Here is a 26176-nt window from a genome sequence, read left to right as displayed (position 1 = left end):
GCGGGCGTCATGACGCGGTACGACAGCCTGCTCGACGCCTGCGGCGGCACCCCCCTGGTGGGGCTGCCCCGGCTCTCGCCGACGGTGCCCGACGGGGCGCCGCCGGTGCGGCTCTGGGCCAAGCTGGAGGACCGGAACCCGACCGGCAGCATCAAGGACCGCGCGGCCCTGTTCATGGTCCGGGCGGCGGAGCAGGCCGGCCGCCTCCGGGCCGGCGACACCATCCTGGAGCCGACCAGCGGCAACACCGGCATCTCGCTGGCGATGGTGGCCAAGCTGCGCGGCTACCGGCTGGTCTGCGTGATGCCGGAGAACGTCTCCACCGAACGCGTCCAGCTCCTCCGGATGTACGGCGCGGAGATCATCTTCTCGCCGGCGGCGGGCGGCTCGAACCAGGCGGTCGCCACCGCGAAGCAGATCGCCACCGAACACCCCGACTGGGTGATGCTCTACCAGTACGGCAACGAGGCCAACGCGCGGGCGCACTACGAGACCACCGGCCCGGAGCTGCTGCACGACCTCCCCACCATCACGCACTTCGTGGCGGGCCTGGGCACCACCGGCACCCTGATGGGCACCGGACGGTTCCTGCGGGAGAAGGTCGAGGGCATCCAGGTGGTGGCGGCCGAGCCCCGCTACGGCGAGCTGGTCTACGGGCTGCGCAACATCGACGAGGGTTACGTCCCCGAGCTGTACGACGCGACGGTACTCAACCGGCGCTTCTCCGTCGGCACCCGGGACGCGGTGCTGCGGACCCGGCAGCTGGTGGAGGTGGAGGGGATCTTCGCCGGCTTCTCCACCGGGGCGATCCTGCACGCCGCCCTGGCCGTGGCCCACGAGGCGGTGCGGGACGGCCGCCGGGCCGACGTCGCGTTCGTGGTCTGCGACGGCGGCTGGAAGTACCTCTCCACCGGGGCGTACGGCGGCACGCTCGCCGACGCCGAGGACGCCCTGGAAGGGCAGCTCTGGGCGTGACCCGCCGGAGGCCCGGTCGACGGACCGTCGACCGGGTCGCTCCGTGGGTGTCACGTTGGTGACAACTTCCAGAAGATGATTCTTGCCCCGCCGTCGCTGCGCGTAGGCTGCGCACCGTGGCGTACGCGTCGGTTGAGATCATCAGCCTACCTGGCCCCGGCGTGTCGACTACCTATCGTAATTGTGGGGCGACTGGATGCGGCTGACCGTCCTGGGCTGTGCGGGGAGCTTCCCCGGTCCCGAGTCCCCCTGCTCGGCCTACCTCGTCGAGGCGCAGGGCTTCCGGCTGCTGGTCGACTTCGGGTCCGGCTCGCTGTCCACCCTTCAACGCTATGCCGGGCTGCACGCCCCGGACGCCATTCTCCTGACGCACCTGCACTGCGACCACATCCTCGACGCGGCGTCGTACGTGGTCGTGAGGCGGTACGCCCCGGACGGCCCCTACCCGGCGCTGCCGGTCTACGCGCCCCCGGGCGCCCCGGACCGGCTCGCCACCGCCTACGGCCAGGACGGCGCCGACGTGGAGGACGTCTACCAGTTCTACGGCCTCCAGCCGGGTACCTTCCCGATCGGCCCGTTCACCGTCACCGTCGACCGGGTGAACCATCCGGTCGAGACGTACGGGGTGCGGCTGGAGCACGAGGGCCGGGTGCTCTGCTACTCCTCCGACACCGCCCCCTGTGACGCGTTGCTGCGGCTCGCCCAGGACGCCGACGTCTTCCTCTGCGAGGCCAGTTACCTCGACGGGGTGGACAATCCCCCGGATCTGCACCTGACCGGTCGGGAGGCCGGCGAGGCGGCCACCAAGGCCGGGGTGGGCCGGCTGCTGCTGACCCACCTGGTGGTGGCCTGGGGCAGCGAGTCGCACACCATCGCGGCGGCAGCCGGGGCGTACACCGGTCCGCTGGAAGTGGTCCGGGCCGGCGCCAGCTACGAGATCTGACCCGGCCCCACCGCCGCCGGGAGACCGCGGCACGACGCGATCGCGGCACCGCATAGGGTGCAGGGATGGCACGACCTGACGGGCGTCGACCCGACCAACTCCGACCGGTGACGTTGACCCGGGGCTGGAGCACCCACCCGGAGGGCTCGGTGCTCGTCGAGTTCGGCGGCACCCGGGTGCTCTGCACGGCCAGCGTCACCGAGGGCGTGCCGCGCTGGCGCAAGGGCTCCGGGCTCGGCTGGGTCACCGCCGAGTACGCGATGCTGCCCCGGGCCACCAACACCCGCTCCGACCGGGAGAGCGTCCGCGGCAAGATCGGCGGGCGGACCCACGAGATCTCCCGGCTGATCGGCCGCAGCCTGCGCGCCTGCGTCGACCTCAAGGCGCTCGGCGAGAACTCGATCGTGCTCGACTGCGACGTGCTCCAGGCCGACGGCGGCACCCGTACCGCCTCGATCACCGGCGCGTACGTGGCCCTCTACGACGCGGTGAGCTGGCTGGCCGCCCGCAAGTCGCTGGCCGGCAAGCCGGAGAGGGTGATGCACCGGTCGGTGTCCGCGGTCAGCGTCGGCATCGTCGCGGGCGAGCCGCTGCTGGACCTCTGCTACGTCGAGGACGTGGCCGCCGAGGTGGACATGAACGTCGTCTGCACCGGCGAGGGCGACTTCGTTGAGGTGCAGGGCACCGGGGAGGACGGGGTCTTCTCCCGGGCGCAGCTCGACGCGCTGCTGGACGTCGCGTCGTTGGGCTGTCTGGAACTGGCCGAGGCCCAGCGGAAGGCGCTCGCATCATGAACAAGGTCCTGCTCGCCACCCGGAACCGTAAGAAGCTGGTCGAGCTCCAGCGCATCCTCGACGGCGCGCTCGGCGCGCACCGGATCGCCCTGCTCGGCCTGGATGATGTCGAGGAGTACCCGGAGCTACCGGAGACCGGCCTCACCTTCGGCGAGAACGCCCTGATCAAGGCGCGGGAGGGCTGCCGGCGGACCGGCCTGCCCACCATCGCCGACGACTCCGGCATCGCGGTCGACGCGCTCAACGGCATGCCGGGGGTGTTCAGCGCCCGTTGGGCCGGCCGGCACGGCGACGACCGGGCCAACCTTCAGCTGGTGCTGGACCAGATCGCCGACCTGCCCGACGAGCACCGGGGCGCGGCCTTCGTCTGCACCGTCGCGCTGGTGCTGCCCGGTGGCAAGGAGCACCTGGTCGACGGCCGCCAGCCCGGCCGGCTGCTGCGCGCCCCGCGCGGCGACGGCGGCTTCGGGTACGATCCGATCTTCGTCGGCGACGGCCAGGAGCGGACCAACGCGGAGCTGACCCCGCAGGAGAAGGACGCGATCAGCCACCGGGGCAAGGCGCTGCGCGAGTTGGCGAAGCTGGCCGCCAAGGTGCTGCCCGCCACCTGACCGGCCCGCGCCTCGTCCCGGCCCGCTCCTCGTTCCCGGCCCGCTCCTCGTCCCGGCCCGCGCCTCGTTCCCGGCCCCGCCCGCGTCCCCGTGGGCGGGGCGCCTGTCGGCGCGCCGGCTCACGAACGGCCCTGCCTGTCGGCTGCCCGGCGTGAACGGCTCGGCGCTGTCGGCATCCAGCACGTCTGGTTGCCCGGGGCGTGGGCGGCATGGCTCCGTGCCTGTCCTACCCGCCTGCGGTCGTCCCGGATGCGCGCCCTGCCCGCGAGGACATGCTCCTTTTCCGTCTAGCCCCGACACTCGACGTCAGGCCCCATCTGCTCACCAACGGTAATCATCCAACCGGCAGCACAGTACGACATCCGCATCCTTTGCTCTGCTGCCCTTCGGGCGACGCGCACGAAGAGTCACTGGGCCTTCTAGGGGTGAATCAGGGAGTGGCCTTTATTCTTGCTGGTGAGAGCGATGTCGCCTCCGTGGCAGCAGAGCAAAGGATGGTGGTGGGGATTAGTGGGGTAGCAGCTTCGACTACTTTTGGTGATGCTGTTGGGTCGGGGGGCGTTATCACGGAAGGTGATGGGATTGGCGGGGTGGGCTTCGGGAGTGCCGAGCGCGGGCACAGCTCAGGGCTGTGATGGGCGCGCGATGGCGGTGGACCTGCCGGGGCAAGGACCTGCGCCCCGACGGGCCGCCGCGGGGGCGACGGGCTGTCGCGGGGACGACGGGTCGGCCGGGGGCGGTGGGTCGGCCGGGGGCGGTGGGTCGGCCGGGGCAGTGGGTCGGCCGGGGGCGGTGGGCGGAGAGGGCGCAAGAGCCCGGGAAGGGAAGTCAGCCCAGGGGGCCGACCTCCCGTTCGATGGCGGCACGCAGGTCGGGCCCGGCGAGCACGGCACGGGCCGCTTCCATCACCGGGGCGAGGAAGACATCGGGACCGGGTTCGCCGGCCGCACCGCCGAGCGCCGCCACGGCGGCCCGTCCGGCCGGGGACGGCTCCAGCGGCGCCCGCAGCTGTAGCCCCCGGACGGCCGCCAGCAGCTCCACGGCGAGCAGGCTGGTCAGGTTGTCCAGCACGGTACGCAGCTTCTTCGCCCCCGCCCACCCCATCGAGACGTGATCCTCCTGCATGCCGCTGGTCGGCAACGAGTCGACCGAGGCGGGCGCGGCCAGCCGGCGGTTCTCCGCGACGATCCCGGCGGCGGTGTACTGGGCGATCATCAGCCCGGAGTTGACTCCCGCGTCGGGCGACAGGAACGCCGGCAGCTCCCGGTTGCGGGTCACGTCGAGCAGCCGGTCCACCCGCCGTTCGGCGATCGCCCCCACCTCGGCGGCGGCGATGGCCAGGTAGTCGGCGGCGAAGCCGAGCGGAGCGCCGTGGAAGTTGCCGGTCGACTCGACCCGGCCGTCCGGCAGCACCACCGGGTTGTCCACCACCGAGACCAGCTCCCGGCCGGCCACCGTCGCCACGAAGTCCAGGGTGTCCCGGGCCGCCCCGGCCACCTGCGGGGCACACCGCATCGAGTACGCGTCCTGCACCGCGTGCGCCAGGTCGTCACGGTGCGAGTCCATCACCCGGGAGTCCTGCAGCAGCCGGTGGATGTTCGCCGCCGACGCGGCCTGCCCCGGGTGCGGCCGGATGGCGTGCAGCTCCGGTAGGAACGGCCGTTCCGAGCCGAGCATCGCCTCGATGGCCAGCGCGGCGGTCACGTCGGCCATGGTGAACAGGTGCCGGGCGTCCGCGACGGCCAGCAGCAGCATGCCGAGCATGCCGTCGGTGCCGTTGATCAGCGCCAGCCCCTCCTTGGCGGCCAACGCCACCGGGGTCAGCCCGGCGGCGCGCAGCGCGTCGGCGGCGCCGACCCGCTCCCCGGCCGGGCCGAGCACCCAGCCCTCGCCGAGCAGCACCAGCGCGCAGTGCGCCAGCGGCGCCAGGTCACCGGACGCGCCGAGCGACCCGTGCTCCGGCACCCACGGGGTGACGTCGGCGTTGAGCAGGTCGACCAGCGCCTGCGCGACCAGCGGTCGGACCCCGGAGCGGCCCAGCGCCAGCGAACGGACCCGCAGCAGGATCATCGCCCGGACCACCTCGCGGGGCATCGGGGTGCCCACCCCGGCGGCGTGCGAGCGGATCAGCGCGTGCTGCAACTCGGCCCGCCGCTGCGGGGCGACGAAGGTGTTCGCCAGCGCCCCGAAGCCGGTGGAGACGCCGTACACCGGACGGCCGGCGGCCTCGATGCCGTCCACGATGGACCGGCTGGCGACCATCGCGTCGACGGCGGCCGGGGCGAGCGCGACCCCGGCGTCGCCGCGCGCCACGGCGAGCACGTCGGCGGGGGTGATCCCGGTGGGCTGGACGGTCACAGTCGACATTGCGGCACTCCGTTGTGCAGGACCTGGCGGACCAGTGGGACACCCGGCCGGTAGGCCAGGTGCAGGTGAGAGGGGGCGTCGAGGATCATCAGGTCGGCCCGTACGCCGGGGCGCAGCAGCCCGACGTCGGCGCGGCGCAACGCCCGGGCGCCGCCGGCCGTCGCGGCCCAGACCGCCTCCGCCGGGGTCATCCGCATCTCACGGACGGCCAGCGCGACGCAGAACGGCATCGACGAGGTGTACGACGATCCGGGGTTGCAGTCGGTGGCCAGCGCCACGGTCACCCCCGCGTCGAGCAGCCGCCGGGCGTCCGGGTACGGCGACCGGGTGGAGAACTCCGCCCCCGGCAGCAGGGTCGCCACGGTCGGATCGTCGGCGTCTGCCGCACCGGCCAGCGCGTCGACGTCGGCGTCGGACAGGTGGGTGCAGTGGTCGACGCTGGCCGCCCCCAACTCCACCCCGAGCCGCACCCCCGGCCCCGGGCCGAGCTGGTTGGCGTGCAGCCGCAGGCCCAGCCCGGCGGCCTGCCCGACGGTGAGGATCGCCCGCGCGTGGTCGGCGTCGAACGCGCCCCGCTCGCAGAACACGTCCACCCAGCGGGCGTACGGCGCGGCGGCGGTGAGCATCGGCCCGCAGACCAGCCCCACGTAGTCGTCGGGCCGGCCGGCGTACTCGGCAGGGACGACGTGCGCGCCGAGGAAGGTGGTCTCGGCGGTCACCTCGGCGGCGATCCGCAGCGAGCGGGCCTCGTCGGCGACGGTCAGGCCGTACCCACTCTTGATCTCCATGGTGGTGGTGCCCTGCCGCATCGCCTCCTCGCGCAGCCGCCCCACGGTGTCCCGCAGGTCGTCGTCGGAGGCCGCCCGGGTCGAGCCGACCGTGGTCCGGATGCCGCCCCCGGTGTACGGCTCGCCGGCCATCCGGGCCGCGAACTCGGCCGCCCGGTCCCCGGCGAAGACCAGGTGGGCGTGGCTGTCGACGAACCCGGGCAGCACCGCGCCGCCCTCGGCGTCGATCCGCCGGTCGGCGGCCGGCGCGTACCGGGCCGGCCCGATCCAGACCACCCGGCCCGCCTCCACCAGCAGGGCGACCCCGCGCCGCAGGCCCAGCGGCCCCTCCCCGCCGGCCGCCGGCACGTTGGTGACCAGCTCGCCGATGTTGTCGACCAGCAGACTGCTCACGACACACCGCCCGCCGTCGGCCGCGGCAGGCCGACCGCCGCCGGCCCGGTACGGCTAGGCACCGGTCACCGCCGCGATTGCCGCGCTCAGCTCCGCCGGCACGTCCACGGTCAGGTGCCGGCCGTCGCGCACCACCTGCCGCCCGTCGACCACCACCTGGTCGACGTCGGCGGCGGTGGCCGCGAAGAACACCCCGACCGGCGGCACCCCGGCGGTACGCGGGCTGTCCAGCCGGACGGTGACCAGGTCGGCGCGTTCCCCGACGGCCAGCCGGCCGGCGTCGGACCAGCCCAGCGCGGCGTGCCCGGCGACGGTGGCCGCGTCGCGCAGCGCGGCGGCGGTGAAGTGCCCGCGCCGCCGGGTACGCAGCCGCTCGTCCAGCTCCACCGCGCGGGCCTCCTCGAACAGGTCGACCACGGCGTGACTGTCGCTGCCCAGGCTCAACGGGATGCCGGCGTCGGCCATCAACCGGGCCGGCCCGATCCCGTCGGCCAGGTCCCGCTCGGTGGTGGGGCACAGGCACACCCCGGTCCGGTGCCCGCCCAGCAGGGCCAGGTCGGCGCTGGTGGGATGGGTGGCGTGCACGGCCGTGACGTCCGGGCCGAGCACGCCGCGGTCGGCGAGCAGCCCGGTCGGGGTACGCCCGTGCACCGACCGGCAGGCGTCGTTCTCGGCGGGCTGCTCCGACAGGTGCACGTGCAGCGGGACACCCTGCCGGTAGGCCCAGCCGGCGACGGTGGCGAGCTGCTCCGCCGGCACCGCGCGCACCGAGTGGACGGCCGCCCCGCGCAGCACGTGCGCCCCGGCCGGGCGGAACCCGTCGACCCGCTCCGCCCAGCGCCGCGCGTCCCCGTCACCGAAGCGCCGCTGCGCCCCCACCAACGGGTCGCCGGCCACCGAGGCGGTCAGGTAACAGGCGTCCAGCAGGGTGATCCGGATGCCGGCCTGCGCCGCCGCCTCGACCAGCGCCGCGCCCATCGCGTTCGGGTCGTCGTACGGCCGGCCGTCGGGGCCGTGGTGCAGGTAGTGGAACTCGCCCACGCAGGTGATCCCGGCCAGCGCCATCTCGGCGTACGCGGCCCTGGCCAGGGCCAGGTAGGAGTCGGGGTCGAGCCGACCGGCGACGTCGTACATCACGTCCCGCCAGCTCCAGAAGTCACCCCGACCGCCGTGGGTACGCCCGCGCAGCGCCCGGTGGAAGGCGTGCGAGTGGGCGTTGGCGAGGCCGGGCAGGGTGAGGCCGGGCAGCCGTACCGCGTCGGCCAGCACCTCGACCCCGGCGGGCGGGGTCGCCTCCCGGGCCAGCGGGGTGACGGCGGTGAACCGGCCGTCCTCGGCCTCGATCAGCACGTCCGGGGTGGGCGCGGCGTGATCGGGCAGCCACGCCTGCTCGGCCAACCAGCGGGTCAGCGGCATGCCAGCTCCTCCAGCACCCGGGCCAGCGCGACCACCCCGGCCGCGCAGTCGTCGTCGGTGGCCGACTCGGCGGGGGAGTGCGACACCCCGGTCGGGTTGCGGACGAACAGCATCGCGGTGGGCAGCCGCGCGGCGAGCACCCCGGCGTCGTGGCCGGCCCCGGTGGGCAGCACCGGCGCGGCCAGCAGGTCCGCCAACCGGTCGGTCAGCCCGCCGTCGAAGGTGACCAGCGGGGTGGCCGACTCCGGGGTCACGGTCAGCTCGGTGCCGTCCCGGCGGGCGCGTTCGGCCGCCTTGGCATGCACCGCCTCGACCAGTTCGCGCAGGGTCTCCGGTGTGGCGGCGCGGGCGTCCAGCCAGCAGGTCACCGTCGACGGGACCGCGTTGGTGGCGTTGGGTTCCACCGCGACCCGGCCCACCGTGGCGTGCGCGCCGCGCAACCGGGCCTCCTTGTTCGCCGCCAGCACGGTGAACGCGAAGGTGAGCATCGGGTCGCGGCGGTCGGCCATCCGGGTCGTACCGGCGTGGTTGCCCTCGCCGCGCAGCTCGAAGCGCCACCGGCCGTGCGGCCAGATGGCGCTCGCCACCCCGACCGGCGCACCGGCGTCGACCAGCGCCCGCCCCTGCTCGACGTGCAGCTCCACGAAGGCGGCGAACCGGTCGGCCAGCGCCGGGTCGGCCCCCGCCGGGCGGGCACCCAGCGCGTCGGCGAAGCTCACCCCGGCGGCATCGCGCAGCCCGGCCGCGCGGTCCGGGTCGATCTCGCCGGTGAGCAGCCGCGACCCCAGACACGGTACGCCGAACCGGGCGCCCTCCTCCTCGACGAACGCGGCGACCACCACCGGCCGGACCGGATCGGCCCCGGTGGCCCGCAGCTCGTCCACGGCGAGGAACGCGCTGACGACGCCGAGCGGCCCGTCGTACGCCCCGCCGTGCGGCACCGAGTCGAGGTGGCTGCCGGTGAGCACCGCCGCGGTGCCGACCCGCCCGTCGGTGTTCGGGTCGCCGTTGTCCGGCTCGCCCCACCAGGCGAACAGGTTGCCGTTGCCGTCCTCGCTGACCGGCATGCCCCGCAGGTCGGCCTGTGCCCGGAACCACTCCCGTAGCCGCAGCTCCGGTGCGGTCAGCGCGTACCGCAGGTAGCCGCCGCTGTCGGCGTCCCGGCCGACCGGCGCGATCTCGTCCCACAACTCCCGGAACCTCACGGAGCTTCTCCATTGTTCGTGACTGCGGTGCTCCGCTGCGCTGCGCTCCTCGCACTCACGGGGTTCCTCCGTTGTTCGTGACTGCGGTGCTCCGCTGCGCTGCGCTCCTCGCACTCACGCGTGCCCCTCCGCCATGGGGATGCGGACGTCGGTGCGCCCGGCGACGTCGCGGGCGGTGTCGTAGCCGGCGTCGACGTGCCGGATGACGCCCATCGCCGGGTCGTTGGTGAGCACCCGTTCGATCTTCTGCCCGGCCAGCGCGGTGCCGTCGGCGACGCAGACCTGACCGGCGTGCAGCGACCGGCCGATGCCCACCCCACCGCCGTGGTGCAGCGACACCCAGGAAGCCCCGCTGGCGGTGTTGACCAGCGCGTTGAGCAGCGGCCAGTCGGCGATCGCGTCGGACCCGTCGGCCATCGCCTCGGTCTCCCGGTACGGGCTGGCGACGCTGCCGCAGTCCAGGTGGTCCCGGCCGATCACGACCGGCGCGGACAGCTCCCCGGCGGCGACCATCTCGTTGAAGCGCACCCCGGCGACGTCCCGCTCGCCGTAGCCCAGCCAGCAGATCCGGGCCGGCAGACCCTGGAAGGCGACCCGTTCGCCGGCCAGCCGCATCCACCGGGCCAGCGACTCGTTCTCCGGGAACAGGTCGAGGATGGCCCGGTCGGTGGCGGCGATGTCGGCCGGGTCGCCGGAGAGCGCCGCCCAGCGGAACGGCCCCCTGCCCTCGCAGAACAGCGGCCGGATGTACGCCGGCACGAAGCCGGGGAAGTCGAACGCCCGCGCGTACCCGCCGAGCTGCGCCTCGCCCCGGATCGAGTTGCCGTAGTCGAACACCTCCGCGCCCGCGTCGAGGAAGCCCACCATCGCCTCGACGTGCTTCGCCATCGACGCCCGCGCCCGGTCGGTGAACTCGGCCGGCTTGGCCTGCGCGTAGTCCCGGGCGTCGGCCAGCTCCACCCCCTCCGGCAGGTACGACAGCGGGTCGTGCGCGCTGGTCTGGTCGGTCACCACGTCGACGGCGACGCCCTGGCGCAGCAGCTCGGGAAAGACGGTGGCGGCGTTGCCGACCACGCCGACACTCAGCGCCCGGCGGTCCCGCTTCGCGGCCAGCACCCGGGCGACGGCGTCGTCGAGCGAGTCGGCGACCTCGTCGAGGTAGCGGTCGTGCACCCGCCGGTCGAGCCGGGTCCGGTCCACGTCCACGATCAGGCACACCCCGTCGTTCATGGTGACCGCGAGGGGCTGCGCCCCGCCCATCCCGCCGCAGCCGGCGGTGAGGGTCAGCGTCCCGGCGAGGCTGCCGCCGAAGCGCTTCGCGGCCACCGCGGCGAACGTCTCGTAGGTGCCCTGGAGGATGCCCTGGGTGCCGATGTAGATCCACGAGCCGGCGGTCATCTGCCCGTACATGGTCAGGCCGAGCGACTCCAGCCGGCGGAACTCCGGCCAGGTGGCCCAGTCGCCGACCAGGTTGGAGTTGGCCAGCAGCACCCGGGGCGCCCACTCGTGGGTACGCAGCACCCCGACCGGGCGGCCCGACTGCACCAGCATCGTCTCGTCGTCGCGCAGCTCGGTGAGGGTGCGTACCAGCGCGTGGTACGACGGCCAGTCCCGGGCCGCCTTCCCGGTGCCGCCGTAGACCACCAGGTCGTCGGGGCGTTCGGCCACCTCCGGGTCGAGGTTGTTCATCAGCATCCGCAGGGCGGCCTCCTGCGGCCACCCCTTGGCGGTACGGGTGGTGCCGCGGGCGGCACGGACGGGCTGGTGCATGGCGTACTCCTCTCAGTCGAGGAACAACTGACGACGGGCGGCGGACGACTCGAACGCCTCCAGGCGGCGCTGGGTCTGGATCGGGGCGGCGTCACAGATCGCCTGGAGCACCACCATCGCCAGGGTCATCGGAGCGGTGTGCAGGTCGAAGACGAGGTCGGTGCCGACGGCGGCGGGGAGCACCAGCTCGGCGTACTCGGTGGCGGGGCTGACCGGGGAGTCGGTGATCGCGACGACGGTGAGGCCGGCGTCGCGGGCGGCCCGCAGCGCGTCGAGGGTCTCCCGGGGGTAGCGGGGCAGCACGAAGGCGAGCAGCGCGTCCGCCCCGGCCGAGGCGGCCTGTTCGAGGCGGTCGGTGAGCAGGCTGCCGCCGTCGTCGAGGACCCGCACGTCGGGGAGCACCTTGGCGGCGAAGTAGGCGAAGTAGGCGGCCAGCGGCCCGGCGGCCCGTAGCCCGAGCACCGGCAGCGGGCGGCTCGCCGCGAGCAGCCGGCCGGCGGTGGCGATCCGGTCCCGGTCGGCCAGTTCGCCGGCCAGCCGCTCCAGGTTGGCCATCTCGGCGCGTACCGCGAGTTGCAGTTCGTTGTCGTCGTCGGGGCGACCGTCGGGGCCGACGGCGGTCAGCTCGCGCAGCCGGCGGCGCAGCGCGGGGTAGCCGTCGTGGCCGAGCGCCACGGCGAACCGGGTCACCGACGGCTGGCTGACCCCGGCCAGCTCGGCCACCTCGGCCGCCGACAGGTAGGCCACGGTGGCCGCGTGCTGCACCAGGCAGTGCGCGATGCGCCGCTGGGTGGGGGTGAGCCGGACGCCGTGGAACAGGTCGAGCAGCCTGTCCGGTGGCGCGGCGACGGCTCCTTCATTCATGCCGAGACTCTATGCATGAAATATTTCAGGAGCAAGAAGTCGCCCCGCCGGGTTGCCCTCCGCCGTCCGGTCCGGCGGGCCTGTGTCGACGGCTCAGCGGGCGGCGCGGACGATCTCGGCGGTGGCGTCCCGGCGGACCGCGTCGTAGAACTCCCGGGACCTCCGCTCGTCGGCGAAGACCACGCTCTCGCTGCCCACCCGGCCGGTGCCCCGGGACGGGCTGGTGACGAAGGTGAGGTTGCCGCCCCGCAGGCCGCGCAGCTCGGTCGCCAGCTCCAGCAGCGACATCTCCCGGTCGACGGAGACCGACGCCGAGGCGGCCCGGACGAAGTCGTCGAGCTTCCCCGGGCTGGTCAGGAGGCCCCCGGTGGCCGCCTTGTCGAGGATCGCCCGGATCACCTGCTGCTGGTGCCGGATCCGGGCGAAGTCGCCGTCCGGAAACTGCTTGCGCTGCCGGGAGTAGTCCAGCGCCGTTGCGCCGTCCATCGTCTGCCGGCCGGCCGGGAAGGTGCGCAGCGGCGGGTGGATCGAGGTGAAGCGGTGGTCGACGGTGATGTCGACCCCGCCCAGCGCGTCGATGATCTCCTGGAAGCCGGCGAAGTCGAGCACCGCCACGTGGTCGACGTGGACCCCGGTGAACTCCTCGACGGTCTGCACCATCAGCGGGATCCCGCCCCAGGCGAACGCCGCGTTGATCTTCGCGGGCCGGCCGCCGTACCGGCCGTCGGTCGACCGGGGAACGTCGACCCAGGTGTCCCGGGGGATCGAGACGAGTTGCGCGCTCTTCCGATCCCCGGGCAGGTGGGCCAGGATGATCGTGTCGGTCCGGGATCCCCCGGTCCGTTCCGGATCCCGGGAGTCGCTGCCCAGGATCATGATGTTCGTGGCGTCCCGGGCCACCACCGGTGGCCGGCTCTCCGTCGGCACCCCGGTGAAGGCGTCCACCCGCTCGACGTCCTGCTCGACCGAGCGTAGGTAGAGCGCGCCCGCCCCGACCCCGCCCGCCCCGAGCAGGGCCAGCGCCAGCAGCGCCACCAGGGCGATCCGCCAGCCCCGCCGTCGCCGTGGCGACGACGAGGGGGATCCGGCGGTGGCGGGGGCTCCGGCGTTCCCGGGGGAGGCGGCCGGAGTGGTTTCCGAGGATTGTTCGCCTACGGGCATGGCCGCATGTTACTGAGCCGTCACCCAGTCGGGCAGCCCGCGTACGCCCGACCGGGCGCAGCCCGAAAAGCCGCCGTACGCTGGACGTTCAGTCGCTGGTCACCTGCGGCTGGTAGAACCTCGCCGTGGATGCGACGAGACTGCGCCGGGCCATCGCCCGGACCCCGTTGGCGCCGGTGGCCGCCTTCCCCGGACGGCTCGCCCGGGTCGCCCGGTACGACGCGAAGGTGCTGCGCACCTCGGCCAGGTGGCTGGCCACCTCCCGGGAACACCACAACTACACCTACGAGCTGACCCAGCTCAGCCGGCAGCACCTCACCTGGTTCGTCAGCGTGGTCTGCGACGTCCCGGTGGCCCGGGTCCGGGGATACCTCGCCGAGATCAGCGGGGACGCGGTGCTGCGCCGGCACATCGAACAGGCCACCGCCCGGTCCGCCCGGCGCGGCCTGGCCGACCGGCGGGTCCGCTACGCGCGCCGGGTCGGCTGGTACGCGATCGTCCGGGCCACCCGGCCCGCCCACGTCGTCGAGACCGGCACCGACAAGGGGCTCGGCAGCTGTGTCCTCGCCGCCGCCCTGCTGCGCAACGCCGCCGAGGGGCACCCCGGCCGGCTCACCTCGCTGGACGTCAACCCGGAGGCCGGCTACCTGGCCCGCAGCGCGCCCTGGTCCGACGTGGTCGACCTGGTGGTCGGCGACTCGGTCGCCGCGATCGCCGCCCTGGACCGGCCGGTCGACCTGTTCCTGCACGACAGCGACCACAGCCACGCCCACGAACGCCGCGAGTTCGACGCCGTCGAGCCGCAGCTGGCCCCCGGCGCGTTCCTGCTCACCGACAACGTCACCACCACCGGTGTGCTGGCCGAGCACGCCGAACGCACCGGCCGCCGGTTCCTCGCCTACCGGGAGACCCCGCTCGACCACTGGTACCCCGGGGACGGCATCGGCGTCGCCTGGTGACGGGGGCGGTGCACACCGGGGCGGCCGAAGCGGTGCCGGACGGTCGAGGTGTACTCCACCGGTCGGGTCTTGTCCCGGACCGCCCATGGATCGATGATGGCCGAATCGCCACCGTCTATCCAGGAGTCGAGATGCAGGTTCTCCACCATCCCCGGGTGGCCTGGGACATGGCCCGACTGATCGTCTCGGTCGTCCCCGACGACCAGCTCTTCGACTGGATGTGCACCGAACTCGGCGCGCTGTTCGGCGCCGAGCAGGAGCGGTCCCTCCGGGACACCGGGCAGCGGCTCCGGCCGTGGGCGTACACCACGCCCGACGCCGCCGCCGTCGAAGCCGGCCGCTGGCGGGTCCGGCTGGAGGATCTGCTCCGGGTCCGCCCGGAGGCCGCCGAGCCGTTGCGGTCGCTCACCGTGATCGCGTCGGGACTGCACCGCGACCGGATCGGCCGACCGGCTTAGCTTTCCCTTAGCCGGCTTGTCCCGGGTCACCCGGGTCCGGCAGCATCGGTCGGCGTGACCGATGGCAGCGTGCCCGACGAACCACTCGCCGGCTCCGGGCCGGACCGCCGCACCTCCGACGGGCGTCCCGGGCCGGGCCGCCGCCGTGCCCGTACCGGCGGGCGTCGCCGCTGGCTGGCCGCCGGGGGCGTGGCCGCGCTCGCCACCGTGCTCGGGCTGAGTCTCGCGCTGCGCTCCGGGGCCGCCCCCGCCTGCGCCGCCCCGTCCGTCGGGCTGGCCGCGCCGGCCGGCGCCGGGTCGGTCGTCATGGCCGCCGGGCAACCGCTGGCGGCACCACCCACCGGGGGTACGGTCCACCGGGGCAAGGCCACCTTCTACGACTCGAAGGGGGCCGGCGGCAACTGCTCCTACCCGTCCGCCCCGGCCGACCGGCTCTACGCGGCGCTCGGCCCCGGCGAGTACAGCGCCGGCGCGGCCTGCGGCGGGTACCTCGACGTCACCGGCCCCCGGGGCACCGTCCGGGTCCTGATCATGGACCAGTGCCCGGAGTGCGCCCCCGGGCACGTCGACCTGTCCCGCGAGGCGTTCGCCCGGATCGCCGACCCGGTGCAGGGCATCGTCGGTGTCAGCTACCGCGCGGCGGTCGACCCGCCGCTGTCCGGCCCGCTCACCTTCCGGATCAAGGAGGGGGCGTCGCAGTACTGGTTCGCCGTACTGGTCGCCGAGCACGGCAACCCGCTGCGCGCCGTCGAGGTGCGACAGGGCTCCGGCGCCTGGCGCACCGCCGCCCGGCAGGACTTCAACTACTGGCTGATCGACTCCGGGGCGGGGCCCGGCCCGTACGCCGTCCGGGTCACCGACGTCTACGGCCACCGGGTCACCGCCAGCGGCATCACCATGTCCCCCGGCCGGGTCCAGCGCAGCACGGTGAAGATGTACGGCGGCAGCGCCCCGGCTGCGCGGAGCGCCCCGTCCGGCAGGCCGCCGTCGCCACGCGCGAGCGTCACCCCGAGCCGGACAGCCGCCGCCAGCCCGTCGGCGGTGGCCGCCCCCACCTCACCCGCCCCACCGGACGTGGCTGCGGCACCTGTCCCCGCCGCGTCGGCGCAGCCGCTCGCGGGCCGCCCGGTCGACTGCGCCTCCCGGGGCTGACCGCTCGCCGTCCGCCCACTGGCCTCGTGCTCTCCGCCCCGCCGCACCGGCTGCGGCCCACGGGACGGGGTCAGGCGGTGGGGGTGTCCAGGTCGTGCCACATGAGGATCTCGTCGCGGTCGTCGCCGGGTGCCACCCGCAGCGCGCCCGGCAGCCGGCCCACCTCGCGGTAACCGAGCCGGTGGTAGAAGCGCTCCAGGCCCAGCCCGCCGCGCACCGTCACGTGCAGCGCCCGCCAGCCCAGCTCGGGGGCCCGCCGGGCGGCCTCCCGCATCAGGGCCTGCCCGTGGCCGCCCCCCTGAGCGTCGGGATGGACCATCACCCGTTTGAGGACGCCCCAGTGCGCCTTGAGCGGGAACCGGTGGTCGGTGAGGAACAGCACCGCCACCGGCAGGTCGCCGTCGTAGCCGACCAGCAGCCGGTCCGGGCCGTCGGTGACACCGGCGAAGGTCGCTTCGGCGACGGGGCGTACGTCGGCGGTGCCGACCGGGGCGACGAAGCCGACCGCCCCGCCGGCGTTGGTCACGTCGACCCACAGGTCGATGATGCGTTCGCGCAGCTCGGAAGTGAGATCGGGGTCGAGGACGAAGCGCAGGCTCACGCCACTGATCCTCCTGCCACGACCTGCCGTGGACCCGCGATCGTGACGTTCCCGACAGGACGGTGTGGTGCGGGAGAGGGGACTTGAACCCCCACGTCCTTTCGGACAATAGGACCTAAACCTATCGCGTCTGCCATTCCGCCACTCCCGCTCGGGTCAGAGTTTAGAACGTCGCGCGGAAACGGTGGAGAGCCCGGCCCGGCGCAGGACGTTCGAGACCGTCCCGTGGCTGGGCGCGCAGGCGCCGTCCGTCGCCCGCCGGATGAACTCGGCGAGCCTCCGAGGGCCGAGTTCGGGACGGGCCAGGGCGTACCGGACGACGGTCTGGTGGTGCGGATGGTCGCCCGGCGTCCGGCGCGGGGCGGTGACGCTGCCGGTGGTGGCGAGCCGGTGCCGCAGCCGGGAGACGTGGTTGCGGTGGCAGCCGATCCGACGGGCCGCCTCGCTCGGCCCGATGACACCGGCTTCGACCTGCCGGATCACCTCCGCGACCTGCTCGGGCCCGGCTGGCTCGCGACCCTGCGGTGGCGTCGGCGGGTGGTCGGCGACCAGCGTCGGGGTGGACTGGTTGCGCCCGGCGTAGGTCGACGTCTGGCTGTGGCAGTTCGGGCAGAGTATGCGCAGATTGGGTGGCCGGTTGTCGAGGAAGTCGCCATCGAGGTGGTCGACGTGCAGGGTCAGCGGCGCGCCCCGCCAGGTCGGCCCGGTGCCGCACCCCTCGCACTCGTCCGGGACGCCGATGTCGCGCAGCGCGCTCTTGAGCCGTGCCCCCGGCACCCGTCGGGAACCGGCCGGGAGCGGGCGCAGCAGTCGTGTCGACGGGATGCGCCGCGCGGACGGTCGACGGCTCCCGGTCGGACGGCGGGTGAAGTGGGAGGTGTCGATGCCGAAGCGGCGCAGCTGACGGCTGAGGTGGGCGTGCGAGCCCCCGTTGGGGCGGACACCGAGCAGCCTCAGCACGCCGGCGACGGAGTGGGCGGCGGCGGCCGCCTCGGCGAGCACCGGGGGTGGGTATCGGTAGCGGACCACCCACCGACCGTAGTGGCGGGGTGTGACGCGCTCAGTCGAGGCCGAGGTCGCGGCGCAGCTTGGCGACGTGGCCGGTGGCCTTGACGTTGTAGAACGCGTGCTCGATCTTGCCGTCCGGGTCGATGACGAAGGTGGACCGGATCACCCCGGTCACCGTACGGCCGTAGAGCTGCTTCTCGCCGAACGCGCCGTACGCCGTGAGCACCGCCTTGTCGACGTCGGCGACCAGCGGGAAGGTGATCGCGTCACGTTCGCGGAACTTCGCCAGCTTGGCGGGCTTGTCGGGGGAGATGCCGACCACCTCGTAGCCGGCGGCCTGGAGCGAGGCGAGCGAGTCGCGGAAGTCGCAGGCCTGCTTGGTGCAGCCGGGCGTCATCGCGGCCGGGTAGGCGTACAGGATGACCCGGCGACCGCGCAGCGCGGCCAGGGAGAGCGTCTCCCCGGTGTCGGTGGGCAGGGTGAAGTCGGGAGCGGGGTCGCCGGCGGCGAGCCGGTCGGGCGCGGTCATGGCGACGACCCTACCGCCGGGCGGCGACGGGTCGGCCGTCCCGCGCCGGGCCGCCCCGGGGGCGACCGGCGACCGGCCTGGAGGTGAACCGCACATGGCTTGTTGCCGCACCTTGGCAACAACAGACTGCGGGAAATAAGCTGAGCGCGCCGGTCGACTGGAGGTCACGTGGAAACCCTGGCGATGCACATCTCGAACGGGATCATCAACGGTCCCGTCGCGGGCGTCTTCGCGGCCGTGGCGCTGGCCGCCCTGACCTTCTGCGTGCTGCGCGGCCGGCGCGACCTGGACGACCGGCTCGCGCCGATGGCCGGCCTGGTCGCCGCGTTCATCTTCGCCGTCCAGATGCTCAACTTCCCGATCTTCACGGCCGGGGTCTCCGGTCACCTGCTCGGCGGCGCGCTCGCCGCGCTGCTGGTCGGCCCGTGGGTGGGCGCGCTCTGTGTGTCGGTGGTGCTGATCGTGCAGGCCCTGGTCTTCGGCGACGGTGGCGTCGCCATGCTCGGCCTGAACATCACCAACATGGCGCTGCTCGGCACCGCGGCGGCGTACCTGCTGATCGCCGGCCTGCTGCGGGTCCTTCCCCGCACCCCCGCCGGCCTGGCCGTGACGGCCTTCGTCTCGGCGCTGGTCAGCGTGGTGGTCGCGTCCCAGGGCTTCGTCGTGCAGTACTGGCTCGGCGGCACCACCGACCTGGGCGGCAACCTCACCGGCCTGGCCGGCACGATGGCCGGCGTCCACCTGCTGATCGGCATCGGCGAGGGGCTGATCACCGCGACCACGGTCGCCACCGTGGCCAAGGTCCGACCCGATCTGGTGTACGCGCTGCGTGCGCTGAAGCCGGCGACCGCGCCGGCTCCCGTTCCGGCTGTCGGAGGTGTGCGGTGAGGAAGCGTTCCTGGGGGTTCGTGGCGGTCGGCCTGCTGGTCGCCCTGCTGCTGGCCGGGGTGGTCAGCAACTACGCCTCGTCGCACCCGGACGGCCTGGACTCGTCGCTGCTCAAGGGCTGCACGGTGAACGCCGACGACGAGATCACCGGCGGCTCCTGCCCCGCCCGGCAGGCGAGGGACCACGAGCTGGCCGACAGCCCGCTGGCCGACTACGGCATCCGGGGTGTCGACAACGGCTTCCTCTCCACCGGCCTGTCCGGGGTGGTCGGGGTGCTGCTCACCTTCGCCGTCGGCGGCGGCCTGTTCTGGCTGCTGCGTCGCCGTGGCCCGGCCGACACCGACACCCGGGGCGAGCAGGCCGGCGGCACCGCCGACCGGCAGCCCGCGTCCGGCTCCGTCGGCTGACCCGGCGGTACGCCGTGGGAGCCGGACACGCACACGTGCTCTACCGGGACACCCCGTCCCGGGTGCACCGGCTGGCCCCCGAGGTCAAGATCGCCGCGATGGTGCTGTTCACCGTGGCGGTGGTGGCCACCCCGCGCGAGGCGTTCTGGGCCTTCGGCGGGTACGCCCTGTTGGTCGCCGTCGTCGCCGCGCTGGCCCGGGTGGGTCCGCGCTGGCTGCTGCTGCGCGCCACGATCGAGCTGCCGTTCGTGCTCTTCGCCGTCGCCCTGCCGTTCCTCGGTGCCGGGGCGCGGACCGAGTTCGCCGGGCTGAGCCTGTCGGTGGACGGCCTGCACGGGGCGTGGAACATCGTCGCCAAGGGCACCCTGGGGGTGCTGGCGTCACTGCTGCTGGCGGCGACGACCACCACCCGGGACCTGATCGTCGGGCTGGACCGGCTGCGGTGCCCGCAGATCATCACCCAGATCGCCACGTTCATGCTGCGCTACCTCGACGTGCTGGTCGGTGAGGCCCGCCGGATGCGGGTGGCCCGGGTCTCCCGCGGTGACGACCCGCGTTTCCTGTGGCAGCTGCGGGGCTTCGCCGCCGGGGTGGGCGCGCTGTTCCTGCGGGCCTTCGAACGGGGTGAGCGGGTCTACCTGGCGATGCTCTCCCGGGGCTACACCGGGCGGATGCCGGTGGTCTGGCAGGGGGCCGGCGCGGCGACCGCCGGGCAGTGGGCGGCGGCGGCCACCGTGCCGGTCGTGGCGGTGGCCATCGCCGCGACCGCCGTCGTCCTGACATGATCGGGTACGTGCAGACCGCTGTCTCCCTGGACGTGCGTGGCGTCCGGTACGCGTACCCGGACGGTCACCTCGCGCTGGCCGGGGTGGACCTGACGGTGCCGCGCGGCGAGCGGGTGGCCCTGCTCGGCCCGAACGGTGCCGGCAAGACCACGCTGGTGCTGCACCTCAACGGCATCCTCACCCCCACCGAGGGGGTGGTGAGCGTGGGCGGGCTGACGGTGTCCCGGGACCGGGACACCCTGGCCGAGGTCCGCCGCCGGGTGGGCATCGTCTTCCAGGATCCGGACGACCAGCTCTTCCTGCCCACGGTGGCCGAGGACGTGGCGTTCGGCCCGGCCAACCTGGGGCTGCGCGGTGCCGAGCTGGCCGCCCGGGTGGACGAGGCGCTGACGGCGGTGGGGATGGCCGAGCACCGGGACCGCGCCCCGCACCACCTGTCGTTCGGGCAGCGTCGCCGGGTGGCGGTGGCCACCGTGCTGGCGATGCGCCCGGAGATCCTGGTCCTCGACGAGCCGTCGTCCAACCTGGACCCGGCGGCCCGCCGGGAGCTGGCCGGGATCCTGCGAGCCCTGCCGGTGACCCTGCTGATGGTCACCCACGACCTGCCCTACGCGGCGGAGCTGTGCGACCGGGCGGTGATCCTGGACGCCGGCCGGATCGTCGCCGACGCCCCCACCGCCGATCTGCTCGCCGATGCGGCCCTGCTGGCCCGGCACCGCCTGGAACTGCCCTACGGCTTCCACCCGCGACCGACCGGCTGACCGGCCCGGGAGCGCCGAGGGGCGGTCGACCTCACCGGTGGACGGGTGGGCTCGGGACCGGGCCGGCGGGGGTCCGGGGCGCGGCGGTGCGGGCGGCGGCGTGCAGCCGGAGCAGACCGGCCCCGGCCGCGCCCACCCCGGCGACCAGCACCCCGGTCACCAGCACCCGCGCGGTGCCGCCGGACCAGGGCACCGGGGCGACCGCGCGGGACAGCACGGTGAGGTTGGCGACGCCGACGAAGAGGGTCAGGCACGCGCCGGCCAGCGCGAGCACGAAGTCGGCGGCGGGCCGCCGGGCCAGCGCCCACCCGCCGGCGGCCAGCGCGCCCAGCCCGGTCAGCAGCGGCCAGAGCTGCCCGGCGAGCAGCCCGAGCAGCACCCCGGCCACCCCCTGCGCCCCGGCGTCCAGCTCCCGGCCGAGCACCAGCGCGACGGCGGCGGCCCCACCCAGGGCGAGCACCGCGCCGACGCCACGCAGCGCCCGACCGCCCGGCAGCAGACCTGCCGCCCCGACCAGCAGCGCCCCGAGGGTGGCGGCCACCCACCACGGGTACGGGTCCGGTGGCGGCACCCAGTCGAGGGTGCCGCGCAGCTCCACCGGTTCGCCCCCGGCGCGCAGCGGCACGGCCCAGTCGCGGACCCGGTGCTCCCGGCCCGGGTCGGCGGCCACCGGGGCGGGCACCGTGGGCTCCCGCCACAGGGTGCGCTGGTCGTGCCAGCGGACCCGCTGGTCGTCGCCGATCCTGCGCCACTGCGGCGGGGCGGCCGGGTCGGCGGCGGCGGGTAGCGCGGTGTCGCCGGCCAGGGTCCGGTTGAGGTACGTGGCGGGGGAGCGGGTGTTCTCGTACGCCCCGTCCGGGCCGACCCGCAGGTACGGCTCCCCGGAGTAGCCGATCACCTCGACGTCCCGGCCGGTGCGGTTGACCAGCTCCAGTCGCGCGCCCGCCTCGACGGCCCGGACGGTCAGCCCCGGCCGGGCCGGGGTGATCCCGGTCACCGCGGTGCGGTAGTCGGTGCCGTCGGGGGCGTCCGCTCCGTGCGCGTACGCCGGGGCGGCGGTGCCGAGCAGGCCGAGCAGTGCGGCGATGACCAGCAGGACGGCCCGCCGCAGGGGTGCCGGGGTCACTTGCCGGCCGCCTCCACGGCCGCGGTGATGCCGGCCGGGCTGCGGTCGGACACGGCGGTGCCGTTCACCTTGAGGGTCGGGGTGCCGGTGACCCCGGCCTTGCTGGCGTCGTCGGTGACGTGTTCGGTCCACGCCGTGTACGTGCCGTCCCTGACGCAGGAGCCGAAGTCGTCCCTGTTCAGCCCGACGCCCGCGCCGATGTCGATCAACTGGTCGTTGCTCAGCCCGGCGCTGCCCTCCGGCGGCTGCTGGGCGAAGAGCGCGTCGGTGAACTCCTTGAACTTGCCGCCCTGGGCCGCGCAGCCGGACGCGGCCGAGGAACGGGTGGAGTATTCGGTGGTGGAGAACCGGTTGAGGTAGGCGACCGGGTGGAAGACCACCCTGGCCTTGCCGGAGGAGACCAGCTGGTTGATGGTCTCCCCGCTGGTCTGCTGGAACTCTTTGCAGACCGGGCAGAGGTAGTCCTCGTAGAGGTCGATGGTGACCGGCCCGGTGCCGAGCACGACGCCGGTGCCGGCGTCGTTCGCCCCGGGCGGCGCGGTGAAGGTGTCCGACTTCTGGCTGGAGTAGACGCTCCAGCCGATCAGGCCGGCGATCACCAGCACCACGACCGCGCCGACGGAGGTCCAGAGGGTCCGCTTGCGCCGCTTCTCCCGGGCGAGCTGCTCGCGGACCACCCGCGCGGCCTCGTTGCGCCCCTTGCGACTACTCATCGTCGTCCTCCACGGGTGGGTCGCCCGCGAGCCAGCCGTCCACCGAGAACGGGGTGCGGGGCCAGATCAGCAGGAATCCGGCCAGCGCCAGGAATCCCAGGTCCCGGAGGATCTCCGGGAGGTAGCTCGGGGCCTGGCCGGCGGCGAGCTGCCCGCCGCTGCCGAAGCACCCGCAGTCGATGGCCAGGCCGCGCGCCCAGGCCGAGGCGATGCCGGCGACGAAGACCACCAGCAGCGCGGCGGAGACCCCGGCGCTCAGCCGGGTCGCCAGCCCGGCGAGCAGCAGCAGGCCCAGCGCCAGTTCCACGAAGGGCAGCGCGGCCCCGATCGCCGTCGCCACCTCGTAGGGCATCACCTGGTACGCGTTGACGGCCCGCCCGGAGGCGGCCAGGTCGCCGACCTTGGCCCCACCGGCGAACAGCCACACGGCGGCCAGGCCGAGCCGGGCGGCGAGGCCGAGCCAGGGCCGGACGACCGGCCAGCCTCCGGCCCGGGTACGCGCTGCGGTCACGCCCATTGGTCGTCCCGCCCGGCCCTCGGGTTCCCCGGCGTGGCCGGTCCCCGGTGGCCCGCCCGGGGGCGGGTGGGACCGGTCGGCGGGGCCTGGCGGGCGGTCGCGGCGGGGTCGCGGTGAGCGGGGGTCACGACAAGCCAGGCTACGCGGCGTGGCCGTGGCGGGCAGGGTCCTTCGGCCCTTTGCATGGTCCCGCTCACGCCGGGAACTTTTCCCCCCTCCCGTCCGACTACCTGCTCATGACGTGCCACCACCTACGGCAGGCGCCCCGGCCGCCGGGGCCACCCCGTGCCGTCACGGGGCGGTCGGGTGGGCGTTCGGGGCTCCGGTCAGCGAGCATGGCGGGATGAACGCCGTCGATCGTCGCTGGCTCGCCCGCACGGGTGCCGCTGCCGGCCTGCTGGTCACCCTCGTCGCCCTGCTGCTCGCCCCCGGCGGGCCGGCCGCGGCCCACGCCGTGCTGGCCAGCAGCAGCCCGGTCGCCTCGGCGGTGGTGCCGAGCGCCCCGTCAGAGGTGGTGCTGACGTTCAGCGAGTCGGTCCGCAAGGTGCCCGACAAGGTGCGGGTCATCGCGCCGGACGGCTCCCGCGCCGACCGGGGGGAACCCCGGTTCGAGGGGTCCGTGGTGACCATCGGGGTCGACCCGGCCGGTCCGCGCGGCACCTACCTGGTCAGCTACCGGGTGATCTCCGCCGACAGCCACCCGGTCTCCGGGGCGTTCACCTACTCGGTGGGAGCGCCGTCGACACCGCCGACCGACTCCGGCACGGACAGCCGGGCCGACCCGGTGGTCGGTGCGGGGGTGAAGGTGGCCCGCTACCTGGGGTACGCGGGGCTGCTGCTGGTGGTGGGTCCGACGCTGGTGCTGGCCGCGCTCTGGCCGCTGCGGCTGTCCCGGCGGGGGCCGGCCCGGCTGCTGTGGGCCGGCACCGGGCTGCTCGCCGTCGCCACCGCGGTCGAGGTGTGGTTGCAGGTGCCGTACACCGCCGGAGGCGGTGTGTTCGACGTCACCGGCGAGGGGCTGTCCGAGGTGCTGGGCAGCGGGTACGGCAGCGCCCACCTGATCCGGCTGGGTCTGTTGGCGGCGTCGGTGTTCCTGCTCCGGCCGCTGACCCGGGGGCCGGTGGGTCGCACCGACGGGCTCATCCTGACCGGGCTCGGGGTGGCCGGGCTGTTCACCTGGCCGCTGGCCGGGCATCCGGCGGCCTCCCCGGCCCCGGCGGTCTCGGTGCTCGTCGACGCGGTGCACCTGGGCAGCATGGCGGTCTGGCTGGGCGGGCTGGTGATGCTGGCCGGCTTCCTGCTGCGCCGGGCCGACGAGCGGGAGCTGGGCGCGATCCTGCCGATCTGGTCCCGCTGGGCGGCGCTGGCGGTCGCGGCGCTGCTGCTGGCCGGCGTCGTGCAGGGGTTGATCGAGGTGGGCACCCTCGCCGCCCTCACCGGCACCACGTACGGCCGGCTGCTGCTCGTCAAGATCGGACTGTTCGCGCTGGTGGTGGGGGTGGCCGCGTACTCCCGGCAGCTGGTGCGGCGGCGGACCGCGGCGGCCCGGCCGATGCCGGTGCGGCGCGCGGTCTGGGTGGAGCTGGCGGTCACCGCGGTTATCCTCGGGGTCACGGCGGTCCTGGTGCAGACCCCGCCGGCCCGGACCGCCGCCGACGGCGGCTCCGGCGCGGACGCCGGCTACTACTCGACCACGTTGACCAGCCCGATCTACTCGCTCCAGGTCGAGCTGGACCCGGCCGAGCGGGGCAACAACTCGATGCACCTGTACGCCTACACGCCGGACAACCGGCCGCAGCCGGTGGTGGAGTGGAAGGCCACCGCCGCGCTGCCCTCGGCCGGGGTGGAACCGATCGACATCCCGCTGCTCAAGCTGACCGACAACCACGCGACCGGGGAGTTCAGCTTCCCGTCGGCGGGTGAGTGGCAACTGCGTTTCACGGTCCGTACCTCCGACATCGACCAGGCCACGGTGACCGCCACCGTGCCGATCAAGTAAGAAGGGCCCGTCCCAGATGATCCGTCTCCGGCGCACCGCATCCGCCGCCGCGCTCACCCTCACCGCCGTCGCCGCCACGCTGCTGGGCTTCGCCGGGCCGGCCGCGGCGCACGTCACGGTCAACCCGAGGGAGGCGACCCAGGGCAGCTACGGCCGGTTCGCCGTCCGGGTGCCCAACGAGAGCGACACCGCCTCCACCGTCAAGATCGAGGTGAACCTGCCGGAGAACGCCCCGGTCGGCTCGGTCTCCACGATGCCGGTGCCGGGGTGGACGGTCGCGGTGGAGAAGCGCAAGGTGGATCCGCCGATCGAGGTGCACGGCAGCCAGCTCACGGAGGCGGTTTCCAAGCTCACCTGGACGGCCGCCGCCGGTGGGGGCGTCAAGCCGGGTGAGTTCCAGGAGTTCCCGGTCTCGATGGGTCCGCTGCCGCAGGTCGACAGGATGGTCTTCAAGACGCTCCAGACCTACTCCGACGGCAACGTGTCGCGGTGGATCGAGGAGCCGACCCCGGGTGCGGAGGAGCCGGAGAACCCGGCACCGGTGCTGACCCTGACGGCCGCGGCCGGTTCTCCGTCGGCGGCTCCGGCGGCCGGTGCGACGGCGGCGGCCGGGGACGACGACGATGACGACGACTCGGGTTCGACGGCGATCGTGCTGGGCGTCGTCGGCCTGCTGGCCGGGCTCGGCGGCCTGGCCCTCGGCGGGCTGGCCTTCGCCCGGACCCGGCGGGAGCCGACGCCGAAGTCCTGACCCGCACCGCCCGCACCGGCCCGTCGGATCCGTCCGGCGGGCCGCTGTCGTGCGGTGGGTCGCTGTCGTGCGGTGGCCGGTCCCGGTGCGGCCTTCCGCGCGGTGGCCGGTCCCGGTGGCGGCCTTCCCTCCCGGCGGTCCGGTCCCGGTGACGGCCCTCCGCGCTGCCGACGCGGAGGGCCGTCCCACCGGGGGAGCGGTGCGTTGTAGCCGTGACCGGCTCATGTCAGATTAG

General features: G+C 74.5%; 26 protein-coding genes and 1 tRNA gene. 13 read left to right on the top strand and 14 right to left on the bottom strand.

Annotation, left to right across the window (positions count from 1 at the left end):
- The first annotated feature begins 9 nt into the window (after positions 1-9).
- The 4 genes from GA0070623_RS12495 (at position 10) to rdgB (ending at position 3323) form a co-directional block, all read left to right on the top strand.
- Positions 10-975, top strand: coding sequence for a PLP-dependent cysteine synthase family protein (locus GA0070623_RS12495; protein ID WP_067313933.1), 966 nt, complete (start codon positions 10-12; stop codon positions 973-975).
- Positions 976-1171: 196 nt separating this feature from the next.
- The gene (locus GA0070623_RS12490) at positions 1172-1918 is read left to right on the top strand and encodes an MBL fold metallo-hydrolase (RefSeq protein ID WP_067313931.1); all 747 of its coding nucleotides are present in this window, start codon (positions 1172-1174) and stop codon (positions 1916-1918) included.
- Positions 1919-1983: 65 nt separating this feature from the next.
- Positions 1984-2712 (top strand): ribonuclease PH, encoded by a 729-nt coding sequence (gene rph / locus GA0070623_RS12485; protein ID WP_067313929.1) that lies wholly within the window; start codon positions 1984-1986, stop codon positions 2710-2712.
- Positions 2709-3323: an RdgB/HAM1 family non-canonical purine NTP pyrophosphatase gene (gene rdgB, locus GA0070623_RS12480; RefSeq protein WP_067313927.1), complete on the top strand. Its 615-nt coding sequence runs from the start codon at positions 2709-2711 to the stop codon at positions 3321-3323. Before rph ends, rdgB begins: the two co-directional genes overlap by 4 nt.
- Before the next feature lie 828 nt (positions 3324-4151).
- Here the strand turns inward: rdgB and hutH are convergent.
- From hutH to GA0070623_RS12445, 7 genes are all read right to left on the bottom strand, one after another.
- Positions 4152-5690, bottom strand: coding sequence for a histidine ammonia-lyase (gene hutH / locus GA0070623_RS12475; RefSeq protein ID WP_067306054.1), 1539 nt, complete (start codon positions 5688-5690; stop codon positions 4152-4154).
- Positions 5678-6871, bottom strand: a complete 1194-nt coding sequence (hutI, locus tag GA0070623_RS12470; protein ID WP_067306057.1) for an imidazolonepropionase — start codon at positions 6869-6871, stop codon at positions 5678-5680. Before hutI ends, hutH begins: the two co-directional genes overlap by 13 nt.
- A gap of 54 nt (positions 6872-6925) precedes the next feature.
- Positions 6926-8281 carry a formimidoylglutamate deiminase gene (locus GA0070623_RS12465; RefSeq protein ID WP_067306160.1) on the bottom strand — a complete coding sequence of 452 codons (1356 nt, stop codon included), beginning with the start codon at positions 8279-8281 and terminating at the stop codon, positions 6926-6928.
- Entirely contained in the window at positions 8278-9492 is a 1215-nt protein-coding gene (locus GA0070623_RS12460; RefSeq protein WP_067306060.1) for an allantoate amidohydrolase, read from the bottom strand. The genes GA0070623_RS12465 and GA0070623_RS12460 overlap by 4 nt, the downstream gene beginning before the upstream one ends.
- A 114-nt stretch (positions 9493-9606) precedes the next feature.
- The gene (gene hutU / locus GA0070623_RS12455) at positions 9607-11262 is read right to left on the bottom strand and encodes a urocanate hydratase (protein WP_067306062.1); all 1656 of its coding nucleotides are present in this window, start codon (positions 11260-11262) and stop codon (positions 9607-9609) included.
- A 12-nt stretch (positions 11263-11274) separates the two neighbouring features.
- A complete protein-coding gene (locus GA0070623_RS12450) occupies positions 11275-12126 on the bottom strand; it encodes a MurR/RpiR family transcriptional regulator (RefSeq protein WP_067306065.1) in 852 nt (283 codons plus the stop codon).
- 93 nt (positions 12127-12219) lie between these two features.
- Positions 12220-13287 (bottom strand): LCP family protein, encoded by a 1068-nt coding sequence (locus tag GA0070623_RS12445; protein ID WP_067306068.1) that lies wholly within the window; start codon positions 13285-13287, stop codon positions 12220-12222.
- A gap of 125 nt (positions 13288-13412) precedes the next feature.
- On the opposite strand from GA0070623_RS12445, the gene GA0070623_RS12440 reads away from it, so the two are divergent.
- The 3 genes from GA0070623_RS12440 (at position 13413) to GA0070623_RS12430 (ending at position 15856) form a co-directional block, all read left to right on the top strand.
- Positions 13413-14246, top strand: a complete 834-nt coding sequence (locus tag GA0070623_RS12440) for an O-methyltransferase (RefSeq protein ID WP_067306072.1) — start codon at positions 13413-13415, stop codon at positions 14244-14246.
- A 131-nt stretch (positions 14247-14377) separates the two neighbouring features.
- Positions 14378-14704, top strand: coding sequence for a hypothetical protein (locus GA0070623_RS12435; protein ID WP_067306075.1), 327 nt, complete (start codon positions 14378-14380; stop codon positions 14702-14704).
- Positions 14705-14758: 54 nt separating this feature from the next.
- Positions 14759-15856, top strand: coding sequence for an expansin EXLX1 family cellulose-binding protein (locus GA0070623_RS12430; protein ID WP_067306078.1), 1098 nt, complete (start codon positions 14759-14761; stop codon positions 15854-15856).
- 70 nt (positions 15857-15926) lie between these two features.
- Here the strand turns inward: GA0070623_RS12430 and GA0070623_RS12425 are convergent, their stop codons facing one another.
- The 4 genes from GA0070623_RS12425 to bcp all read right to left on the bottom strand — a co-directional run bounded on the left by GA0070623_RS12425 (position 15927) and on the right by bcp (position 17994).
- Positions 15927-16457 (bottom strand): GNAT family N-acetyltransferase, encoded by a 531-nt coding sequence (locus GA0070623_RS12425; RefSeq protein ID WP_067306080.1) that lies wholly within the window; start codon positions 16455-16457, stop codon positions 15927-15929.
- A gap of 65 nt (positions 16458-16522) precedes the next feature.
- Positions 16523-16608, bottom strand: a tRNA-Leu gene (locus GA0070623_RS12420).
- Between the two features lie 5 nt (positions 16609-16613).
- A complete protein-coding gene (locus GA0070623_RS30355; RefSeq protein ID WP_172898397.1) occupies positions 16614-17486 on the bottom strand; it encodes an HNH endonuclease in 873 nt (290 codons plus the stop codon).
- A gap of 31 nt (positions 17487-17517) precedes the next feature.
- Positions 17518-17994 (bottom strand): thioredoxin-dependent thiol peroxidase, encoded by a 477-nt coding sequence (gene bcp / locus GA0070623_RS12410; protein ID WP_067306082.1) that lies wholly within the window; start codon positions 17992-17994, stop codon positions 17518-17520.
- 168 nt (positions 17995-18162) lie between these two features.
- On the opposite strand from bcp, the gene GA0070623_RS12405 reads away from it, so the two are divergent.
- The 4 genes from GA0070623_RS12405 to GA0070623_RS12390 are packed head-to-tail and all read left to right on the top strand — an operon-like array spanning position 18163 to position 20835.
- Complete coding sequence (locus tag GA0070623_RS12405) at positions 18163-18882, top strand: energy-coupling factor ABC transporter permease (protein ID WP_067306084.1); 720 nt, start codon at positions 18163-18165, stop codon at positions 18880-18882.
- Entirely contained in the window at positions 18879-19289 is a 411-nt protein-coding gene (locus GA0070623_RS12400) for a PDGLE domain-containing protein (RefSeq protein ID WP_067306087.1), read from the top strand. The genes GA0070623_RS12405 and GA0070623_RS12400 overlap by 4 nt, the downstream gene beginning before the upstream one ends.
- Before the next feature lie 14 nt (positions 19290-19303).
- The gene (gene cbiQ / locus GA0070623_RS12395; protein ID WP_067306090.1) at positions 19304-20074 is read left to right on the top strand and encodes a cobalt ECF transporter T component CbiQ; all 771 of its coding nucleotides are present in this window, start codon (positions 19304-19306) and stop codon (positions 20072-20074) included.
- Complete coding sequence (locus GA0070623_RS12390; protein WP_067306092.1) at positions 20071-20835, top strand: energy-coupling factor ABC transporter ATP-binding protein; 765 nt, start codon at positions 20071-20073, stop codon at positions 20833-20835. The genes cbiQ and GA0070623_RS12390 overlap by 4 nt, the downstream gene beginning before the upstream one ends.
- 31 nt (positions 20836-20866) lie before the next feature.
- On the opposite strand, the gene GA0070623_RS12385 is transcribed toward GA0070623_RS12390, so the two are convergent.
- The 3 genes from GA0070623_RS12385 to GA0070623_RS12375 are packed head-to-tail and all read right to left on the bottom strand — an operon-like array spanning position 20867 to position 23191.
- The gene (locus tag GA0070623_RS12385) at positions 20867-21961 is read right to left on the bottom strand and encodes a hypothetical protein (protein ID WP_067306095.1); all 1095 of its coding nucleotides are present in this window, start codon (positions 21959-21961) and stop codon (positions 20867-20869) included.
- Positions 21958-22674: a thioredoxin domain-containing protein gene (locus GA0070623_RS12380; protein WP_067306099.1), complete on the bottom strand. Its 717-nt coding sequence runs from the start codon at positions 22672-22674 to the stop codon at positions 21958-21960. Before GA0070623_RS12380 ends, GA0070623_RS12385 begins: the two co-directional genes overlap by 4 nt.
- Positions 22667-23191: a MauE/DoxX family redox-associated membrane protein gene (locus GA0070623_RS12375; RefSeq protein WP_067306102.1), complete on the bottom strand. Its 525-nt coding sequence runs from the start codon at positions 23189-23191 to the stop codon at positions 22667-22669. Before GA0070623_RS12375 ends, GA0070623_RS12380 begins: the two co-directional genes overlap by 8 nt.
- 343 nt (positions 23192-23534) lie before the next feature.
- Here GA0070623_RS12375 and GA0070623_RS12370 point away from each other — a divergent pair, with 343 nt between their 5' ends.
- Positions 23535-25190: a copper resistance CopC/CopD family protein gene (locus GA0070623_RS12370; protein WP_067306105.1), complete on the top strand. Its 1656-nt coding sequence runs from the start codon at positions 23535-23537 to the stop codon at positions 25188-25190.
- A 16-nt stretch (positions 25191-25206) separates the two neighbouring features.
- Positions 25207-25941 carry a YcnI family copper-binding membrane protein gene (locus GA0070623_RS12365; RefSeq protein ID WP_067306108.1) on the top strand — a complete coding sequence of 245 codons (735 nt, stop codon included), beginning with the start codon at positions 25207-25209 and terminating at the stop codon, positions 25939-25941.
- Positions 25942-26176: the final 235 nt, after the last annotated feature.

The sequence above is a fragment of the Micromonospora rifamycinica genome (assembly GCF_900090265.1).
Taxonomy (GTDB): Bacteria; Actinomycetota; Actinomycetes; order Mycobacteriales; family Micromonosporaceae; genus Micromonospora; species Micromonospora rifamycinica.
The sequence above is the reverse complement of the archived record's forward strand: the minus strand, read 5'-3'. Positions and strand labels throughout refer to the sequence as shown.

What these genes read in the sequence shown, in the direction of transcription:
- GA0070623_RS12495 (WP_067313933.1), top strand. Translation starts at nt 10, where the DNA reads ATGACGCGGTACGACAGCCTGCTCGACGCCTGCGGCGGCACCCCCCTG.
- GA0070623_RS12490 (WP_067313931.1), top strand. Translation starts at nt 1,172, where the DNA reads ATGCGGCTGACCGTCCTGGGCTGTGCGGGGAGCTTCCCCGGTCCCGAG.
- rph (WP_067313929.1), top strand. Translation starts at nt 1,984, where the DNA reads ATGGCACGACCTGACGGGCGTCGACCCGACCAACTCCGACCGGTGACG.
- rdgB (WP_067313927.1), top strand. Translation starts at nt 2,709, where the DNA reads ATGAACAAGGTCCTGCTCGCCACCCGGAACCGTAAGAAGCTGGTCGAG.
- hutH (WP_067306054.1), bottom strand. Translation starts at nt 5,690, where the DNA reads ATGTCGACTGTGACCGTCCAGCCCACCGGGATCACCCCCGCCGACGTG.
- hutU (WP_067306062.1), bottom strand. Translation starts at nt 11,262, where the DNA reads ATGCACCAGCCCGTCCGTGCCGCCCGCGGCACCACCCGTACCGCCAAG.
- GA0070623_RS12450 (WP_067306065.1), bottom strand. Translation starts at nt 12,126, where the DNA reads ATGAATGAAGGAGCCGTCGCCGCGCCACCGGACAGGCTGCTCGACCTG.
- GA0070623_RS12445 (WP_067306068.1), bottom strand. Translation starts at nt 13,287, where the DNA reads ATGCCCGTAGGCGAACAATCCTCGGAAACCACTCCGGCCGCCTCCCCC.
- GA0070623_RS12435 (WP_067306075.1), top strand. Translation starts at nt 14,378, where the DNA reads ATGCAGGTTCTCCACCATCCCCGGGTGGCCTGGGACATGGCCCGACTG.
- bcp (WP_067306082.1), bottom strand. Translation starts at nt 17,994, where the DNA reads ATGACCGCGCCCGACCGGCTCGCCGCCGGCGACCCCGCTCCCGACTTC.
- GA0070623_RS12390 (WP_067306092.1), top strand. Translation starts at nt 20,071, where the DNA reads ATGATCGGGTACGTGCAGACCGCTGTCTCCCTGGACGTGCGTGGCGTC.
- GA0070623_RS12380 (WP_067306099.1), bottom strand. Translation starts at nt 22,674, where the DNA reads ATGAGTAGTCGCAAGGGGCGCAACGAGGCCGCGCGGGTGGTCCGCGAG.
- GA0070623_RS12375 (WP_067306102.1), bottom strand. Translation starts at nt 23,191, where the DNA reads ATGGGCGTGACCGCAGCGCGTACCCGGGCCGGAGGCTGGCCGGTCGTC.
- GA0070623_RS12370 (WP_067306105.1), top strand. Translation starts at nt 23,535, where the DNA reads ATGAACGCCGTCGATCGTCGCTGGCTCGCCCGCACGGGTGCCGCTGCC.
- GA0070623_RS12365 (WP_067306108.1), top strand. Translation starts at nt 25,207, where the DNA reads ATGATCCGTCTCCGGCGCACCGCATCCGCCGCCGCGCTCACCCTCACC.